Here is a 15,598-nt window from a genome sequence, read left to right on the forward strand (position 1 = left end):
TCGCATACCTATGCAGTTGGTGGGGTGGCGGTCAGCGCGCCATCTCCTCCTTGAGCGCCTGGACGAAGGCGTCCACGTCGTCCTCGGTCGTGTCGAACGCGCACATCCAGCGCACGTCACCGGCCGCCTCGTCCCAGAAGTAGAACCGGAAGCGCTTCTGGAGCCGCTCGCTCACCTCGTGCGGCAGGCGCGCGAACACGGCGTTGGCCTGCACCTCGTAGAGGACCTCGACGCCGTCGACGCCGCGCACGCCCGCCGCGAGCCGCTGGGCCATCGCGTTGGCGTGCCGGGCGTTGCGCAGCCACAGGTCGCGGGCGAGCAGCGCCTCCAGCTGCACGGAGACGAAGCGCATCTTCGAGGCGAGCTGCATCGACGACTTGCGCAGCCGCTTCATCGCCGTCGGCCGCACCGCGTCCGGGTTCAGCACGACGACGGCCTCGCCGAAGAGCATGCCGTTCTTGGTGCCGCCGTACGACAGCATGTCGACGCCGACGGCGTTGGTGAAGGCGCGCATGGGGACGTCGAGGGCGGCCGCGGCGTTGGCGATGCGCGCTCCGTCCAGGTGCACCTTCATGCCGTGCTGGTGGGCGTGGTCGCAGATCGCCCGTATCTCCTCGACCGTGTAGACGGTGCCCAGCTCGGTGTTCTGGGTGATCGAGACGACCTGGGGCATGGCCCGGTGCTCGTCGTCGAAGCCGAAGGCCTGCCGGTCGATCAGCTCGGGGGTGAGCTTGCCGTCCGGGGTGGGCACGGTGAGCAGCTTGAGGCCGCCCATCTTCTCCGGGGCGCCGCCCTCGTCCACGTTGATGTGGGCGCTCTCGGCGGCGATCACCGCACCCCAGCGGTCGGTGAGCGCCTGGAGGGCGACCACGTTCGCGCCGGTGCCGTTGAAGACGGGGAACGCCTCGGCGGTGGGGCCGAAGTGGGAGCGGATCACCTGCTGGAGGTGGGCGGTGTAGTCGTCCTCGCCGTAGGCGACCTGGTGGCCGCCGTTGGCGAGGGCGAGCGCGGCCAGCACCTCGGGGTGCGCGCCCGCGTAGTTGTCGCTGGCGAAGCCCCGCACCGACGGGTCGTGGCGGCGCCGCGCGTCCGTCCCGGGCGGGTCGGCGGGTCCCTCCGTGGTCACTGAGGTGGTGGTCGTGGTCGTCACCGTGGTCGTCGTGGTCACGGCTTGGGGGTCAGCCACAGGCGCTGTCCATTCACTTCGGATGCGGACTTCTCCCAGACCCCGGCGATGGCGTCGGCCAGTTCCGTGACGTCCGTGAAGCCCGCGAACTTCGCATTCGGGCGCTCGGCGCGCATCGCGTCGTGCACCAGTGCCTTGATCACCAGGATGGCAGCAGCGGTGCGCGGCCCGTCCTCGCCCCCGGCCTTGCGGAAGGCGTCGCCGAGGGCCAGCGTCCAGGCCTCGGCGGCGGCCTTGGAGGCGGCGTACGCGGCGTTGCCCGCGGTCGGCTTCGAGGCACCCGCGGCGCTGATCAGCAGGTAACGGCCGCGGTCGCTGCGCTGGAGTCCGCCCTGGAAGGCGAGCGAGGTGTGCTGCACGGTGCGGATCAGCAGCTTCTCCAACAGGTCCCAGTCGGCCAGGTCGGTCTCCGCGAAGGACGCCGAGCCCCGCCAGCCGCCGACGAGGTGGACCATGCCGTCGATCCGGCCGAACTCCTTCTCGGTCTTGTCCGCCCACTCGCGGGTGGCGTCCAGGTCCAGCAGGTCGACGGTGTCGCCGGTGACGGTGGCGCCGCCGTGCGCGTACCGGGCGGCGTCCACGGCCTCGGCGAGGCGGGCGGCGTCCGCGTCGGCACCGACCACGGTGGCCCCGGCCTCGGCGAGCCGCAGCAGGGTGGCCCGGCCGGCCGGTCCGGCCGCTCCCGCGACCGCGACGACCGCTCCGTCGAGGGGTCCCTCGGGAGCGTTGACTGCGTTCATGACGGTCGCCTCCTCGGCGCGGGAGCTCACGCGGCCACCCGCTCGGCGCCCGCCGCGGTGATGCCCTTGGTGGAGGCGATCACGCTCTTGAGCTTCTTGGAAAGCGCCTCATAGAACATGCTCAGCGGAAACTCGTCCGGAAGCACGTCGTCGACCAGTTTCCGCGGCGGCAGCGACAGGTCCAGGGCGTCGGGGCCCTTGGCCCAGCGGGAGCCCGGGTGCGGGGCGAGATACGTCGCGACCAGGTCGTACGCGGCGAACCAGTGCACCAGCTTGGGGCGGTCGATGCCCGCCCGGTACAGGTCCTCGATCTCGCCGCAGAGCTGGTTGGTGACCTGCGGGGCCCGCTCCCAGTCGATCTTGAGCGTGTTGTCGGTCCAGCGCACCACGTCGTGCTTGTGGAGGTACGCGAAGAGCAGCTGGCCGCCGAGGCCGTCGTAGTTGCGGACCCGCTCGCCGGTGACCGGGAAGCGGAACATCCGGTCGAAGAGCACCGCGTACTGCACGTCGCGGCCCTGCTCGACGCCGTCGGCCTCCAGCTTCACGGCCTCCTTGAAGGCGGTGAGGTCGCAGCGCAGCTCTTCGAGCCCGTACATCCAGAACGGCTGGCGCTGCTTGATCATGAAGGGGTCGAAGGGCAGGTCGCCGTGGCTGTGCGTGCGGTCGTGGACCATGTCCCACAGGACGAACGCCTGCTGGCAGCGGTCCTGGTCGGCGACCATCGCACGGATGTCGTCCGGCAGGTCGAGGCCGAGCACGCGCACCGCCTCGTCGGTGACCGCGCGGAAGCGGGCCGCCTCGCGGTCGCAGAAGATGCCGCCCCAGGTGAACCGTTCCGGCGCCTGGCGCACGGCGATGGTCTCCGGGAAGAGCACGGCGGAGTTGGTGTCGTAGCCCGAGGTGAAGTCCTCGAAGGTGATGCCGCAGAACAGCGGGTTGTCGTAGCGCGTGCGCTCCAGTTCGGCCAGCCACTCGGGCCACACCATGCGCAGCACGACCGCTTCGAGGTTGCGGTCCGGGTTGCCGTTCTGGGTGTACATCGGGAAGACGACGAGGTGCTGGAGGCCGTCGGCGCGCGACTGGGCGGGCTGGAAGGCGAGCAGCGAGTCGAGGAAGTCGGGGACCCCGAATCCGGACTCGGACCAGGCGCGCAGGTCTGCCGCGAGCGCCCGGTGGTAGGCCGCGTCGTGCGGCAGCAGCGGGGAGAGGTCGGCGATGGCGGCGATCACCCGGTCGAGCACCGCGTCGACGGCGCTGCGGGCCGGGGCGCCCTCGGCCCCGAGGTCGATGGAGCCGTCGGCGGACTGCCAGGGGCGGATCTCCTCGACGGAGCCCTTCAGGGCCCCCCAGGCCGGGTGGTCGATCACCCGCGAGGCCTCCGCTATGCCTGCACCTGCAACGTCCTGCACCAGATTTTGCGTCATGTCACTTCCTCCACGGGAGAACCTCGCGTCAAGAAACCGTATCCACGCGTGGTTCTCCCGCACAAGAGGTACAGGGATAAATTATCCTGCGCCACCCCCCAGATCACCGGAAGTCTTCCTGTGAGACACCCCGCCAGCGGCGATGGCTCCGGTGACGGAGGCCATGGTGGTGCGGGGGCGCACCCATGTTCCGGTGCGCCCCGAGAACCCGTGGAACATCGCCGGGAAGGGCCGCGCGGCGACCCTGACCCTGCTTCCCGCAAAGCGGAGGCGTATGCCCTCCGACCGGCGCGGGGCGGATCCCGATCCGCGGTACGGATGCTCCGCGGGCCGGCTACCGGAACTCTCCGGTCCGAGACGCCGCGCCCACCGCGCCGGCACGCTCACCCCCGCCGGAAGTGCGGGATGACCTTCTCGCCCCACTGCCGCAGCGTCTCCAGGCACGCCTCCTGCGGGACGGTGCCCATCTGGATCAGGCACATGACCTCGTCGGCGCCCGCCTCCCGCAGCCGCTCCACGTAGGCGATGGCGTCGTCGGCGGTGCCGTAGGCGTGGTCGCCGTGGAAGGTGGCGGTCGCGGTGGGGCGCACCGGGATGCGCTGCTCGTGCAGCCGGGCCACCACCTGCTCGGCGGCCCTGCCCAGTTCGGCCGCCTCGTCGGCGCCCGCCACGACGGCCTCGTCGGGGATGCCCGTGCCGCCGTACCAGTGGCCGATGGCCTGGGCGAAGAAGCGCTGGCCGCGCAGCCCGACGGCGCGGGCCCGCTCGCCGTCGTCCAGGACGAGGGTCGGGCAGAGCACCGAGAAGTGGTCGTTGACCACGGTGGACACGAAGCGCGTGTCGCCGCGGGCCGCGCGCGCCGCGTCGTAGGCCTGCCGCATCCCGGCGATCGCCTCCGGTCCCGCGAAGCCCATCACCAGTGCGCCGACGCCGAGTTCGGCGGCCCGCACGAGGGTCTCGGCGCGGCTGCACGCGAGGAACAGCGGCGGGTGCGGGCGCTGGCGGGGGCGCGGCAGGATCGGGTGCGGGCCGATGTCGAGGAGTTCGCCGTGGTACTCCAGCTCCTCCTGCTGCCAGGCCCTGCCGATGATCCGCAGCGCCTCCTCCACCTCCTGGGTCGTACGGTCGCGGTCGACGCCGCACAGCGAGGTCTCCTGCACGGTGCCGCCGCGCCCGGCGCCGAGGTCGAGCCGGCCCCCGGAGAGCAGGTCGAGCATGGCGGCCCGCTCGGCCACCCGCGCGGGGTGGTTGAAGGCGAACGGCATGCAGACGACGCCGTGGCCGAGCCGGATGGTCGAGGTCCTGGCCGCGACGTAGGAGAGGAACACCTCGGGTGCGGACATGTGGGCGTACCACTTGAGGGAGTGGTGCTCGACGGCCCAGACGCGGTCGAACCCCATCCGTTCGGCGAGCACCGCCTGTTCGACGCTGTCGTGGATGACCTGGTGCTCGCGCTCGGGGGTGGGGTCGGCCAGCTGGGCCTCGAAGACGACTGAGAATTTCACGGCCCCTCCAGGGGGTTGATTTCCGTGCTCCGCCCTTACTTCAATTCGTCATATGACTAGTCGTCAGGTCCCGAAGAGGCAAGACGCACGGCACGACGCGCTTCCCCCGCTCCCGCCGACCGCCTGGGCCGTGCTGGGGCTGCTGTCCTTCCCGGGCGAGCGCACCGGGTACGAGCTGAAGAAGTGGGCGGACTCCTCGCTGCGCTTCTTCTACTGGTCACCGGCGATCAGCCAGATCTACGCGGAACTGCGCCGGCTGGAGACCCTGGCGTACGTCACCTCCCGGCGTTCGAGCCCCGAGGAGCCGCGCGTCAGACGGAGTTACGCGATCACGGGGGCGGGCCGCGCGGCGCTCGCCCGGTGGGCCGACGGCGCCGGCGGCGCCGAGGTGCCCGTGCTGAAGCATCCGCTGCTGCTGCGGGTCTGGCTCGGCCACCTCGCGGACCCCGCCCGGCTGCGCGCCCGCGTCGAGGACCACATCGCGCGCACCGAGGGCGAACTGGCCCAGGTGCGCGAGGCGCGCGAGCGCACGCGGGGGGTGGCGGACTGGGCGCATCCGCGGGTGGCGCTGCGCTGGGCGGAACGGCAGCACCTGGCGGAACTGGAACTGGCCCGGGAGATGCTGGCGGACCTGGCGGACCTGCCCCGGACGGAGGCCGCCCGGGAGACGGCCGAGCGGTCGGATCCGCACGGGGCGGCCGAAGGAGCGGGGCCCGGCGGTCCCCCGGGCGATCCGTGTACCTTCCGTCAACTCCCTTCCCACACGCCCACGGACGGGTGACGGAAGGCCAAGAGGACACCGCGCGGCGGTAGGACGGTCCCACCCTGTCCTACGTACCGCCCCACTCCCCCCCATGTGCCTGGAGCCGTCCCCCGTGAGCATGCGCGCCATCCTTCTCGCCGCCCTCGTCACCGCTCTGATCCTGGGAATCGCGAACGTCCAGAGCGAGGATTCCACTTCCGCACGTCAGCCGGGTTCCGTTGCGGAGGCGGGCCGTTAGGCTTTCCGGAGTCCACGCGCGAAAGTTCCGAGTCGCTTTGAGCCGCCGTCGACGAAAGCGAGATCGCCTTGCCTTTCCTCACCATCGGTCATCGCGGAGTCATGGGTGTCGAGCCCGAGAACACCCTGAGCTCCTTCCTCCACGCCCAGCAGGCGGGCATGGACGTCATCGAACTCGATCTTCATCTGAGCAAGGACGGCGCACTCGTCGTCATGCACGACGCCGAGGTCGACCGCACCACCGACGGGCACGGTGCGATCTCCACGATGACCCTCGCCGAGCTGCGCACCCTCGACGCGGGCGGCGGCCAGCGGATCCCGCTGTTCGAAGAAGTACTGGACGCGGTCTCGGCCCCGCTCCAGGCCGAGATCAAGGACGTGGCCGCGGCCACGGCCCTGGCCGAGGTCATGCGCCGGCGCGACCTGGTCGGGCGCGTGGAGGTGCTGTCGTTCCACGACGAGGCGCTGGCGCGGGTCTCCGCCCTGGTGCCGGAGGCGCGGACCGCGCTGGTCGCCGAGTTCTACGGGCCCGAGGTGGTCGAGCGCGCCCTGGCCGCCGGGGCGGGCGCCCTCGTCCTGGACATCCAGCGGCTCACCCTGGAGACCGTCCGCCGCGCGCACGCCGAGAAGCTGCGGGTGATCGGCTGGGTGGTGAACACCCCGGACGAGCTGCGGGTGGCCCGCGCGCTGGAGCTGGACGGCGTGACCACGGACTCCCCGGAGATCCGCAGGACCGGCCGCTTCATGGCCTGACGCGCCGGCCGCCCCGCAGCCGGTCCCCGCTCCTCAGATGTCCTTGAGCAGCAGCTCGAACCGGAGGTCGTCGCGCTGCGGGAGGCCGAAGCGCTCGTCGCCGTACGGGAAGGGGGTCATCCGTCCCGTACGGCGGTAGCCGCGGCGCTCGTACCAGGCGATGAGGTCGTCGCGTACCGAGATCACCTTCATCTGCATCTCCCGCACCCCCCATTCCTCCTTCGCCCGGCGCTCGGCCTCCGCCAGGACGACCCGGCCCAGGCCGCCGCCCTGGAGGCCGGGGCGCACCGCGAACATGCCGAAGTAGGCGGCCTCGCCGCGGTGTTCGAGCTGGCAGCAGGCGACGAGGGTGCCGTCGCGTTCGACGACGACCAGCACGCTGCCGGGGGCGGTGATGACGGCGCGCACGCCCGCGTGGTCGGTGCGCTGCCCCTCCAGGATGTCCGCCTCGGACGTCCAGCCCGTGCGGCTGCTGTCGCCCCGGTAGGCCGACTCCACGAGGTCGGCCAGGGCCGGCACGTCGGGTTCGGCGGCGTCACGGAAGACGAGTTCCCCGGGGGCCGGGTGCGAAGTGGTGTTCATGAGGGGCGGTTCTCTCCTTGCGGCGACGGGCCGGCCGTGCGGCGCGTCGTGGTGCGGCGGCGGACCGCTCGACCCTAGCGCGGGCCGCGTGCTCCCCCCCGTGTGCCCTTGCGCGTGCGTGTGCCGGGGCCGTCCCGGGCATCAATGACTCGACGTGTCGACAAGTCGTGACGTATCCGATCGGGGAGGGACACCGTGCACGGACCGGCGATGTCCGGCTGGCTACTGGTGGCACTGTGCGGCCTGACGAGTGCGTACTGCCTGCTGCGGGTGCGCAGCGGGCCCGCCGAGCAGCGCGGGGCGGCCCGCGGCGAGGCACTGATGGGTGTGGGGATGGCGGTGATGGCGGTGCCCGCCGCCGTGTTCGCGCCGCCCGCGTGGAGCTGGGCGGTGTACGCGGTGGTGTTCGGCGCGGCGGCGCTGCGGGCGCTGTGGTGGGCGCGGGGCGCTCTGCTGCCGGGGCGCCCGAGCGGCGCGCCGGCCGCGCACGCGCACGGGACGCACCATCTGATCGGCTCGGTGGCGATGGTGTACATGGCGGTGGCCATGGGACCGGGCGCCGGCGGCGGGCACACCGGGCACGGGGCGGCGGGCGGGCTGCCGCTGCTCACCGGGGCACTGCTGGTGTACTACGCGCTCTACGTACTGAGAGTGGGGGCCCGGCTGCTCCCGGTGCCCGCGGCAGCCGCTCCCGGCGGCGGGACGCTGGCCTGGGGCGCCCGCCCGGAGCTGGCACAGGCCTGCCGGCTGTCGATGGCGCTGGGCATGCTCACCATGCTGCTCACGCTCTGACAGCCCGCTTCGCCCCTTTGCGACGGGCTTGCCCCGGGCCGGCCCGCGCCCCTGGCGGCCGGTGTCCGCCGCGCGGACGGGCCCGCGGTGAGTCGTACGTCACTCCCCGCCCGGGGCCGTACCGCGCCGTGGGGCCGCCCTCATAGGCTGGGCCCATGACGGTCTCCCTGGCGCTGCTGGTACTCGGCCTGCTGACCGCCGTCGTCGCTCCGCGGCTGCTGGCGGCGACCTCCTGGCGGGAGCGGGAACCCGTGGTCGCCCTGTGGATGTGGCAGTGCGTGGTGGGCGCCGTCCTGCTGTGCTTCGCGCTCGCGATGACCTTCAGCGCCGCCGCCGCCTGGCAGTTGGTCCGGGGCCACGTCTTCGCCTCCGCCCCGCACGGCGTCGTCGAGGCGTACGCCCTGAGCGCGAGCGGCCCGTGGGCCGCCGTGCTCGCCGTGGTGCTCGCGGGCTGCGGGGTGTGGACGGGCGCGATGCTCACCCGGGAGATCCACCGGGCCCGCACCCGGCGCAGGCAGCACCGTGCCGAGCTGCTCGTCCGCGCCCCCGCGCTGCCCGGCGAGGAGCCCGGCGAGGAGCGCCTGGTGGTACTGGAGGGGGAGCACCCGGACGCCCGGTGGCTGCCCGGCACCGAACCCCGGCTGGTCATCACGACGGCGGCGCTGCGCCGGCTCAAGGGGCGCCAGCTGGACGCGGTCGTCGCCCACGAGCAGGGGCACGCGCGGGCCCGGCACGACTGGCTGCTGCACTGCTCGGGTGCGCTGGCCGAGGGCTTTCCGCGGATTCCGGTGTTCGCCGCGTTCCGCGACGAGATGCACCACCTGGTCGAACTGGCCGCCGACGACATGGCGTCCAAGCGCTACGGGCGGCTGACGACCGCGCTCGCGCTGGTCGAACTGAACGAGCACCGCGGGGTGTTCGGCCCCGCCTCCTCGCCGGACGCCGGGCTTCCGCAGCGGGTGAACCGGCTGCTGTCGCCGGTGCCGCGGCTCAGTCCCGGCCGCCGGCTGCGGCTGACGGCGGCGTGCGCGCTGGTGCCCGTGGTGCCGCTGGTGGTGGCATTCGTGCCCGGACTCAGCGCGCTGGGATAGCTTGATCGGCCGCGGGTCGGCAAGGATCACTCCATGCGCTCCCCCGGTCCCGGCCCTTCCGCCCGTCCCACGCCCCTCCTCGCGGGTGCCGTGTGCACCGCCCTGTTCGCCGTGCTGCTCGTCCTGGTCGCCGCCCGCTGGGGCCCGCTGATCGGCCTGGACGGTGACGTGGCGAACGGGCTGCACCGGCTGGCGGTCGACGATCCCGCGACGACCCGGGCCAACCGGATCCTCTCCGACTGGATCTGGGACCCCTGGACGTTCCGCCTGGTGATGGCGCTGGTCTTCGGGTGGCTGCTGCTGCGTGGCGAGCGGCTGCTCGCGGTGTGGATCGCGGTGGCGACCGTCGCGAGCGCGCTGGTGCAGCAGTTCTTCAAGTGGGCGGTGGGGCGGGAGCGTCCGCAGTGGCCCGACCCGGTGGATTCCGCGCACTACGCGGCCTTCCCCTCCGGTCACGCGATGACCGCCGCGGTCTCCTTCGGTCTGCTGCTGTGGCTGCTGCGGCTGCACGGGGCGGGACGCGCGGCCCGCACCGCGCTGCTGGTGGTGGGTGCGGTGTCGGTGCTGGGCGTCGGCCTGACCCGGCTGTACCTGGGAGTGCACTGGTTCACCGACGTGCTCGGCGGCTGGCTGCTCGGGGCCGCCCTGGTGCTGCTGTCGGCGGCCCTTTACGCGTACCGGACCGCCGCCCGGGAATGATCACCGCCATGACTGTCAAAGCCGTGCTCTTCGACTTCTCCGGCACCCTGCTGCGCATCGAGCCGCCCCGCACCTGGCTGTCCGCGGTGCTGGCGGCCCGTTCGCCCGCCCTGTCGCTGTCCGACGCGGAACTGGAGCGGTACGCGGGCCTGCTGGCGGACGCGGGCGCGCTGCCCGGCGGCAGCGAACCGCGCGTGGTGCCGCCCGCCCTGGCCGAGCTGTGGGCCACCCGCGACGAGAGCACGCGGCGGCACCGGGCCGCGTACACCGGGCTCTCGCGCCGGGTGGAACTGCCGGACGACGCCCTCCACGACGAGCTGTACGCACGCCACATGGCGCCGGCCGCCTGGCAGCCCTACCCCGACACCGCCGAGGTGCTGGCGGCGCTGCACGGGCGCGGGGTGGCGGTCGCGGTGGTCAGCAACATCGGGTGGGACCTGCGTCCGGTGTTCCGCGAGCACGGCCTCGACCGGTACGTCGACGCCTACGTCCTGTCGTACGAGCACGGCGTGCAGAAGCCGGACCCGCGGCTGTTCCGCGCGGCCTGCGAGGCGGTGGGGCAGGATCCGGCGCACGTCCTGATGGTGGGCGACGACCGGCGTGCCGACGGCGGGGCCGCCGCGGTGGGCTGCGCCGTGCACTTCGTGGACCACCTGCCCGTCGAGGAGCGCCCGGACGGGCTGCGGCCGGTGCTCGGGCTGGTCGGCTGAGCCGGTCCGGCCACCGGCCGCGGACGGACGTGGGCCCCGGGAGGAGACCTCCCGGGGCCCACGTGCGTCTGCCGTTTTGGGCGATCCCCCGCGTCGCCCAAAACGGCAGTGCCGGGCGTCCGCCACCGCCTGCGGAAGGGGGAAACGGAGCCGCACTGAGTATATTGGCTCGCAGCCAGTCAACGCAGGAGTTACAGGATGTCCCCGCGCAGCGCCTCGGTCAATGAAGAATTGCGGCGTCGTTCCCGCGAGCGGATCCTGCGGGCCACGGTGGAGCTGGTCGGCGAGCGCGGTTACGAGGCGACCACCCTGGGCGACATCGCGGACCGGGCCGGTTCCGCGCGCGGTCTGGTCTCGTACTACTTCCCCGGCAAGCGGCAGCTGCTGCAGTCCGCGGTGCACCGGCTGATGCATCTGACGATCCGCGCGGCGCTGGAGCGCGAGCCGCAGCCGGCCGAGGGGCCCGAGGTCCTGGCGCGGGCGGTGGACGCGGTGCTGGGTCTCGCGCACGAGCGCCCGGTGCTGATGCGCACGCACATGGCGGGCATCCTCCAGGCCGAGGGCTTCGTGCAGTGCCCCGAGCAGCGGCAGCTGGCGGAGGTGCTGAAGGGGGCGGTGCGGCGGTACGGCGCGGAGGACCCCGAATCCGCTTACCCGTTGCTGCGGGCGCTGCTGATGGGCGCGGTGTTCGCGCTGCTGCTGCCCGGTGCGCCGATGCCGTTGGCCCGGCTGCGGGCGGAGCTGTTCCAGCGGTACGGGCTGGAGTGGGAGATGGGGGTGCCGCCGGACGGGGGTCCGCCCGGCGGCACCGGGACGGCGAGGGCCGCTGCGACGCCGTGACCGGCGGCCGGTCGGCCGCCGGTCGGCAGGGGTGGCGCCGGAGCGGGCCGGTCAGAGGTAGTCGGGCTGGGTCTGCGTGTTGAGCTCGTGCAGCCGCACCCGCTTGGCCGGGTCGGTGCGCCGGTCGTCGATCTTCAGCACGTCGAAGCCCTTGGCCATGTCATTGGCGTAGATGAAGCCGTTGTAGTAGTACGCCGACCAGGCTCCGCCGGTGATGTTCTCGGTCGCGGAGAGCGGGCCGCGCTCGAAGTAGCCGATCTCCCTGGGCTGCGAGGAGTTGGTGAAGTCCCAGATCGAGACGCCGCCCTGGTACCAGGCCTGGACCATGATGTCGCGGCCGGGGACCGGGATCAGCGAGCCGTTGTGGGCGACGCAGTTCTCGGTGGGCGCCTGGTGGCGGTCGATCTTGTAGTAGCTCTTGAAGGAGAGCTTGCGCTTGTCGCCGTGGCCCTTGATCTCGTAGATGCCGTTGGCACCGCGCTTGGGGCCGATCTCCGCGTTGCAGGTGGCGCCGGAGCCGCCGCCGAGCTCGTCGGTGAAGACGACCTTGTCGGCGCGTTCGTTGAAGGTCGCCGAGTGCCAGAACGCGAAGTTGGTGTTGTCCTGGACGCGGTCGATGACCTTGGGCTTCTCCGGGTCCTTGATGGAGAAGAGGATGCCGTCGCCCATGCAGGCGCCCGCCGCGAGGTCCTTCGAGGGCAGCACGGTGATGTCGTGGCAGCCGGTGGTCTCGGAGAGGTTCGGGTTCTCGGTGCCGCCGCCGGGGTTGCCGCCGTCGGGGAAGAGCACGGGGAAGTCGACGACCGCGGCCTTCTGCGGCGCGTTGCGCGGCACCTTGATGATCGAGATGCCGTCGTGCGGGGGCTGGCAGTCCGGGTAGGTCGCGCGCGGCGAGTACGAGGAGACGTAGACGTACACGTTCTTGCGCTCGGGCACCAGGGTGTGGGTGTGCGAGCCGCAGGCGGTCTCGACGGCGGCGACGTACCGCGGGTTGCGGATGTCGCTGATGTCGAAGATCTTCATGCCCTCCCAGGAGGACTTCTCCGTCGCGGGCTGCGTGGTGCTGGAGCAGGAGTTGTCGCTGCGCGAGGAGTCGGTGGAGAGGAAGAGCAGGTTCCCGGAGACGGAGATGTCGTTCTGCGATCCCGGACACAGCACCTGGGCGACGGACCGGGGCTTCTTCGGGTTGGAGATGTCGAAGATGCGGAAGCCGTCGTAGTTGCCGGCGAAGGCGTACTTGCCCTGGAACGCCAGGTCGGAGTTGGTGCCCTTGAGGGCGTCCTTCGGGATGTTGGCGAGGTGTTCGACGTTCTTGCTGTGGACGATCTCGTCCACGCCGGGTATCTCGCCGCTGCGGATCGCCTCGCGGGCCTCGTCCTGCTGGGCGGTGGTGGCCGACCGGCGCTGGGCGGGGGTGTCGCCCGGCTCGGGGGTCGCGGCGGCGGGGCCCGCGGCGAGCAGGGTCGCGAACAGACCGGCCGCTGCGGCCGCGACACCCAGGCGTCTGCGCCGGCGGGCTCGGGGGTGGGTCGACAAGGACACTGCGTACTCCCTTGATTAGGTTCGCAGTTGAACTTCTGAGGGACCCCGTGAGTATCTTCTTTCTCATGTACATCTCAACAGACGGCAACGCAGATGTAATGAAGTTTTTTGATCATCCGCGTGCGGAACCGTGCTAGGACGTACAACAACTGACTCGTGCGTCTCAGGAGGTTGCCGTGCTTTCCCGTCAACAGAGCGGACTTCGCCGCACGTTCGGTGTGACGGTCCCGCTCGTCGCCGCCGCCCTGCTCGCACTGTCCGCCTGCGCCGGGGAGGGCGGGGAGGCACCGGCCCCGAAGGCGAAGCCCGCCGAGGGGTCCGTGGTGGCGCCGGGGAAGCCGGGCGAACCGGCCCGAACCCTCTCCCCCGACGAGGCGCGCAGAGCGGCCCCGGTCGACAGGCCCAACTCCGCGGACTTCGACTACGCGGAGATGATGATCGCCCACCACGCGCAGGCCCTGGTCATGACCGACCTGGCCCCCTCGCGCGCCTCCGCGCGCAACGTGAAGCAGCTGGCCGAGCGGATCGCCGCCGCCCAGCGCCCGGAGATCGACGCCATGAAGGGCTGGCAGTACCGCAACAAGGCGGCGGCGCGGCCGAAGGCGCCGCACGACCACGGGGCGATGGCGGGCATGGCCACCGAGAAGCAGCTGGCCGAGCTGAGGGCGGCCAGGGGCGAGGCGTTCGACGAGCTCTTCCTGAAGCTGATGATCACGCACCACAAGGGGGCGCTGACCATGGCCGGCGACGCGCTCTCCGACGGGAACGACATCACGATCGAGGAGATGGCGACGGACCTGGTCGCCCAGCAGACGACGGAGATCAACCGGATGGCACGGATGCTGCGGGGCGAACAGCCGCCGCGATAGCTCCCCGCCTTCCCTCCGCCCCCTGCCGCTGCCGCCGCGGCGGTGCGATGCTGGAGGGCCCTGCGGGAGGGAGCTTTGCCGTGCTTCGCGTCGCAGTCGTCGGGTCGGGCCCCAGCGGGGTCTACACGGCCCAGGCCCTCGTCCAGCAGACCGCCGTGCCGGACGTCCGGGTGCACGTACTGGACCGGCTGCCGTGTCCGTACGGCCTGGTGCGGTACGGGGTCGCGCCCGACCACGAGAAGATCAAGTCCCTCCAGGGCACGCTGCGCGCCGTCCTGGAGCACGAGCGGATCACCTTCGTGGGCAACGTGGAGGCCGGTACCCCCGAACTGCCCGCCCACCGGCTGCTGGAGCTGTACCACGCGGTGGTCTACTGCGTCGGCGCGGCCACCGACCGCCGGCTCGGCATTCCGGGCGAGGACCTGCCGGGCAGCTTCTCCGCCACCGAGTTCGTCTCCTGGTACAGCGCGCACCCCGACGCGGATCCCGGCGGCTTCGCGCTCGGGGTGCGCTCGGCGGTGGTCGTCGGGGTCGGCAACGTGGCGGTGGACGTGGCGCGGGTTCTGGCGCGCGGCGCCGCCGAACTGCTGCCCACGGACGTGCCGCAGCCCGCCCTGGACCTGCTGTCGGGGTCCACGGTGCGCGAGGTGCACATGGTGGGGCGGCGCGGCCCCTCGCAGGCCAAGTTCACCACCAAGGAGCTGCGCGAACTGGGCGCGCTGCCGCGGGCCTCGGTCTCGGTGGAGCCCGCCGAACTCGCCCTGGACCCCGCGTACGGCGACCCCTCTGCCCTGCCCACTGCACTGCGCCGCAACGTGGAGGTGCTGCGCGGCTGGGCCGACGCGCCGCCGCCGGTCCGGGCGCGGGTGCTGCGGCTGCGCTTCCATCTGCGGCCGGTGGAACTGCTCGCCGAAGCGGGCCGGGTGGCCGCCGTGCGGTTCGAGCGGACGGTGCCGGACGGGGCGGGCCGGGTGCGCGGGACGGGGTCGTACGAGGAGATCGAGGCGCAGCTGGTGCTGCGTTCGGTCGGCTACCAGGGGATGCCGGTGCCGGGGCTGCCGTTCGACCCGGCGCGCGGGACGGTGCCGCACACGGCCGGGCGGGTGCTGCGGGCGGACGCGCCCTCGCCCGGGGAGTACGTCGCCGGGTGGATCAAGCGCGGGCCGACGGGAGTGATCGGGACCAACCGGCCGTGCGCCAAGGAGACCGCGGGCTCGCTGCTCGCCGACGCGGACGAGCTGGCCGCGCGCGAGGTCGCCGACGAACCCCTCGCGGTGCTGCGGGAGTCGGGGCTGCGGCCGGTGGAGTGGCCGGGATGGCTGGCGATCGAGGCGGCGGAGTCCTCGCTCGGGGCCTCGCTGGGGCGGCGCTCGGTGAAGATCGCCGACTGGGCGGGGCTGCTGGCGGCGGCGCGGGGCGTGCGGCCCTGACGGGTCCGGGCAGCCGCCCGCGGCCGGACGGTCCCGCGCTTCAGTCGCGTCCGGCCTGCGCGTCCGCGGCGGCCAGCACCGCGTCCAGCAGTCCCGGGAACAGCTCCTCCAGGTCGTCCCGGCGCAGCCCGCTCATCTTCGCGGTGCCCCGGTAGGCCTGCTCGATGACACCGCTCTCGCGCAGGACGCGGAAGTGGTGGGTGCTGGTCGACTTGGAGACCGGCAGCGCGAAGGCGGAGCAGGCCAGCTCGCACTCGGCGGCGGCCAGGTCGCGGACGATGAGCAGCCGCATGGGGTCGGACAGGGCGTGCAGCACGCCTTCGAGCCGGATGCCGACGCGTTCGGGGTGCGCGAGTTCGCGGCTGCCGGCTGCCGTGGTGGCCATGACGGACTCCCTCTTCCTCGGCGTACGGGTGCCTGGTGTTCCCCAGCATA

At 72.6% G+C, this 15,598-nt stretch carries 16 protein-coding genes; 9 read left to right on the forward strand and 7 right to left on the reverse strand.

Going from position 1 to position 15,598, the window contains the following annotated elements; genetic code table 11:
* Window positions 1-31: 31 nt before the first annotated feature.
* The 4 genes from ACFYVL_RS30430 to ACFYVL_RS30445 form a co-directional block, all read right to left on the reverse strand.
* Window positions 32-1,126: a threonine aldolase family protein gene (locus ACFYVL_RS30430; RefSeq protein WP_389250691.1), complete on the reverse strand. Its 1,095-nt coding sequence runs from the start codon at window positions 1,124-1,126 to the stop codon at window positions 32-34.
* 38 nt (window positions 1,127-1,164) lie between these two features.
* Window positions 1,165-1,926 (reverse strand): SDR family NAD(P)-dependent oxidoreductase, encoded by a 762-nt coding sequence (locus ACFYVL_RS30435; protein WP_389250467.1) that lies wholly within the window; start codon window positions 1,924-1,926, stop codon window positions 1,165-1,167.
* Window positions 1,927-1,952: 26 nt separating this feature from the next.
* Window positions 1,953-3,350 carry a DUF6421 family protein gene (locus ACFYVL_RS30440; RefSeq protein WP_389250469.1) on the reverse strand — a complete coding sequence of 466 codons (1,398 nt, stop codon included), beginning with the start codon at window positions 3,348-3,350 and terminating at the stop codon, window positions 1,953-1,955.
* A gap of 383 nt (window positions 3,351-3,733) precedes the next feature.
* Entirely contained in the window at window positions 3,734-4,855 is a 1,122-nt protein-coding gene (locus tag ACFYVL_RS30445; RefSeq protein WP_389250471.1) for an LLM class flavin-dependent oxidoreductase, read from the reverse strand.
* A 52-nt stretch (window positions 4,856-4,907) separates the two neighbouring features.
* Here ACFYVL_RS30445 and ACFYVL_RS30450 point away from each other — a divergent pair, with 52 nt between their 5' ends.
* Together ACFYVL_RS30450 and ACFYVL_RS30455 are read left to right on the forward strand one after the other, a co-directional pair.
* On the forward strand, window positions 4,908-5,636 hold the full coding sequence (locus ACFYVL_RS30450) for a PadR family transcriptional regulator (protein WP_389250473.1): 729 nt from the start codon (window positions 4,908-4,910) through the stop codon (window positions 5,634-5,636).
* A 288-nt stretch (window positions 5,637-5,924) separates the two neighbouring features.
* Window positions 5,925-6,608 carry a glycerophosphodiester phosphodiesterase gene (locus ACFYVL_RS30455; protein ID WP_389250474.1) on the forward strand — a complete coding sequence of 228 codons (684 nt, stop codon included), beginning with the start codon at window positions 5,925-5,927 and terminating at the stop codon, window positions 6,606-6,608.
* Window positions 6,609-6,641: 33 nt separating this feature from the next.
* Here the strand turns inward: ACFYVL_RS30455 and ACFYVL_RS30460 are convergent, their stop codons facing one another.
* Window positions 6,642-7,190, reverse strand: a complete 549-nt coding sequence (locus tag ACFYVL_RS30460; RefSeq protein ID WP_389250476.1) for a GNAT family N-acetyltransferase — start codon at window positions 7,188-7,190, stop codon at window positions 6,642-6,644.
* 210 nt (window positions 7,191-7,400) lie between these two features.
* On the opposite strand from ACFYVL_RS30460, the gene ACFYVL_RS30465 reads away from it, so the two are divergent.
* From ACFYVL_RS30465 to ACFYVL_RS30485, 5 genes are all read left to right on the forward strand, one after another.
* Window positions 7,401-7,982: a DUF5134 domain-containing protein gene (locus ACFYVL_RS30465; protein ID WP_389250478.1), complete on the forward strand. Its 582-nt coding sequence runs from the start codon at window positions 7,401-7,403 to the stop codon at window positions 7,980-7,982.
* Window positions 7,983-8,137: 155 nt separating this feature from the next.
* Window positions 8,138-9,073, forward strand: a complete 936-nt coding sequence (locus ACFYVL_RS30470; RefSeq protein ID WP_389250480.1) for a M56 family metallopeptidase — start codon at window positions 8,138-8,140, stop codon at window positions 9,071-9,073.
* Between the two features lie 33 nt (window positions 9,074-9,106).
* Window positions 9,107-9,772, forward strand: a complete 666-nt coding sequence (locus ACFYVL_RS30475) for a phosphatase PAP2 family protein (RefSeq protein WP_389250482.1) — start codon at window positions 9,107-9,109, stop codon at window positions 9,770-9,772.
* 8 nt (window positions 9,773-9,780) lie between these two features.
* Window positions 9,781-10,482 (forward strand): HAD family hydrolase, encoded by a 702-nt coding sequence (locus tag ACFYVL_RS30480; protein ID WP_389250484.1) that lies wholly within the window; start codon window positions 9,781-9,783, stop codon window positions 10,480-10,482.
* A gap of 198 nt (window positions 10,483-10,680) precedes the next feature.
* Complete coding sequence (locus ACFYVL_RS30485; RefSeq protein WP_389250486.1) at window positions 10,681-11,322, forward strand: TetR/AcrR family transcriptional regulator; 642 nt, start codon at window positions 10,681-10,683, stop codon at window positions 11,320-11,322.
* Between the two features lie 51 nt (window positions 11,323-11,373).
* Here ACFYVL_RS30485 and ACFYVL_RS30490 read toward each other — a convergent pair whose 3' ends face one another.
* Window positions 11,374-12,864 carry an LVIVD repeat-containing protein gene (locus tag ACFYVL_RS30490; protein ID WP_389250488.1) on the reverse strand — a complete coding sequence of 497 codons (1,491 nt, stop codon included), beginning with the start codon at window positions 12,862-12,864 and terminating at the stop codon, window positions 11,374-11,376.
* A gap of 176 nt (window positions 12,865-13,040) precedes the next feature.
* On the opposite strand from ACFYVL_RS30490, the gene ACFYVL_RS30495 reads away from it, so the two are divergent.
* Both ACFYVL_RS30495 and ACFYVL_RS30500 read left to right on the forward strand, forming a co-directional pair.
* Window positions 13,041-13,733, forward strand: coding sequence for a DUF305 domain-containing protein (locus ACFYVL_RS30495; protein ID WP_389250490.1), 693 nt, complete (start codon window positions 13,041-13,043; stop codon window positions 13,731-13,733).
* A gap of 80 nt (window positions 13,734-13,813) precedes the next feature.
* Entirely contained in the window at window positions 13,814-15,163 is a 1,350-nt protein-coding gene (locus tag ACFYVL_RS30500; RefSeq protein WP_389250492.1) for an FAD-dependent oxidoreductase, read from the forward strand.
* 40 nt (window positions 15,164-15,203) lie between these two features.
* On the opposite strand, the gene ACFYVL_RS30505 is transcribed toward ACFYVL_RS30500, so the two are convergent.
* Window positions 15,204-15,548 (reverse strand): ArsR/SmtB family transcription factor, encoded by a 345-nt coding sequence (locus tag ACFYVL_RS30505; RefSeq protein ID WP_389250495.1) that lies wholly within the window; start codon window positions 15,546-15,548, stop codon window positions 15,204-15,206.
* Between the last annotated feature and the right edge of the window lie 50 nt (window positions 15,549-15,598).

It is taken from the genome of Streptomyces sp. NPDC004111 (assembly GCF_042874215.1).
Classification (GTDB): domain Bacteria; phylum Actinomycetota; class Actinomycetes; order Streptomycetales; family Streptomycetaceae; genus Streptomyces.

Excerpts from the sequence above, each read along its gene's own strand:
- ACFYVL_RS30450 (WP_389250473.1), top strand. The coding sequence starts at position 4,908 with ATGACTAGTCGTCAGGTCCCGAAGAGGCAAGACGCACGGCACGACGCG.
- ACFYVL_RS30460 (WP_389250476.1), bottom strand. The coding sequence starts at position 7,190 with ATGAACACCACTTCGCACCCGGCCCCCGGGGAACTCGTCTTCCGTGAC.
- ACFYVL_RS30485 (WP_389250486.1), top strand. The coding sequence starts at position 10,681 with ATGTCCCCGCGCAGCGCCTCGGTCAATGAAGAATTGCGGCGTCGTTCC.
- ACFYVL_RS30470 (WP_389250480.1), top strand. The coding sequence starts at position 8,138 with ATGACGGTCTCCCTGGCGCTGCTGGTACTCGGCCTGCTGACCGCCGTC.
- ACFYVL_RS30440 (WP_389250469.1), bottom strand. The coding sequence starts at position 3,350 with ATGACGCAAAATCTGGTGCAGGACGTTGCAGGTGCAGGCATAGCGGAG.
- ACFYVL_RS30480 (WP_389250484.1), top strand. The coding sequence starts at position 9,781 with ATGACTGTCAAAGCCGTGCTCTTCGACTTCTCCGGCACCCTGCTGCGC.
- ACFYVL_RS30505 (WP_389250495.1), bottom strand. The coding sequence starts at position 15,548 with ATGGCCACCACGGCAGCCGGCAGCCGCGAACTCGCGCACCCCGAACGC.
- ACFYVL_RS30435 (WP_389250467.1), bottom strand. The coding sequence starts at position 1,926 with ATGAACGCAGTCAACGCTCCCGAGGGACCCCTCGACGGAGCGGTCGTC.
- ACFYVL_RS30475 (WP_389250482.1), top strand. The coding sequence starts at position 9,107 with ATGCGCTCCCCCGGTCCCGGCCCTTCCGCCCGTCCCACGCCCCTCCTC.
- ACFYVL_RS30465 (WP_389250478.1), top strand. The coding sequence starts at position 7,401 with ATGTCCGGCTGGCTACTGGTGGCACTGTGCGGCCTGACGAGTGCGTAC.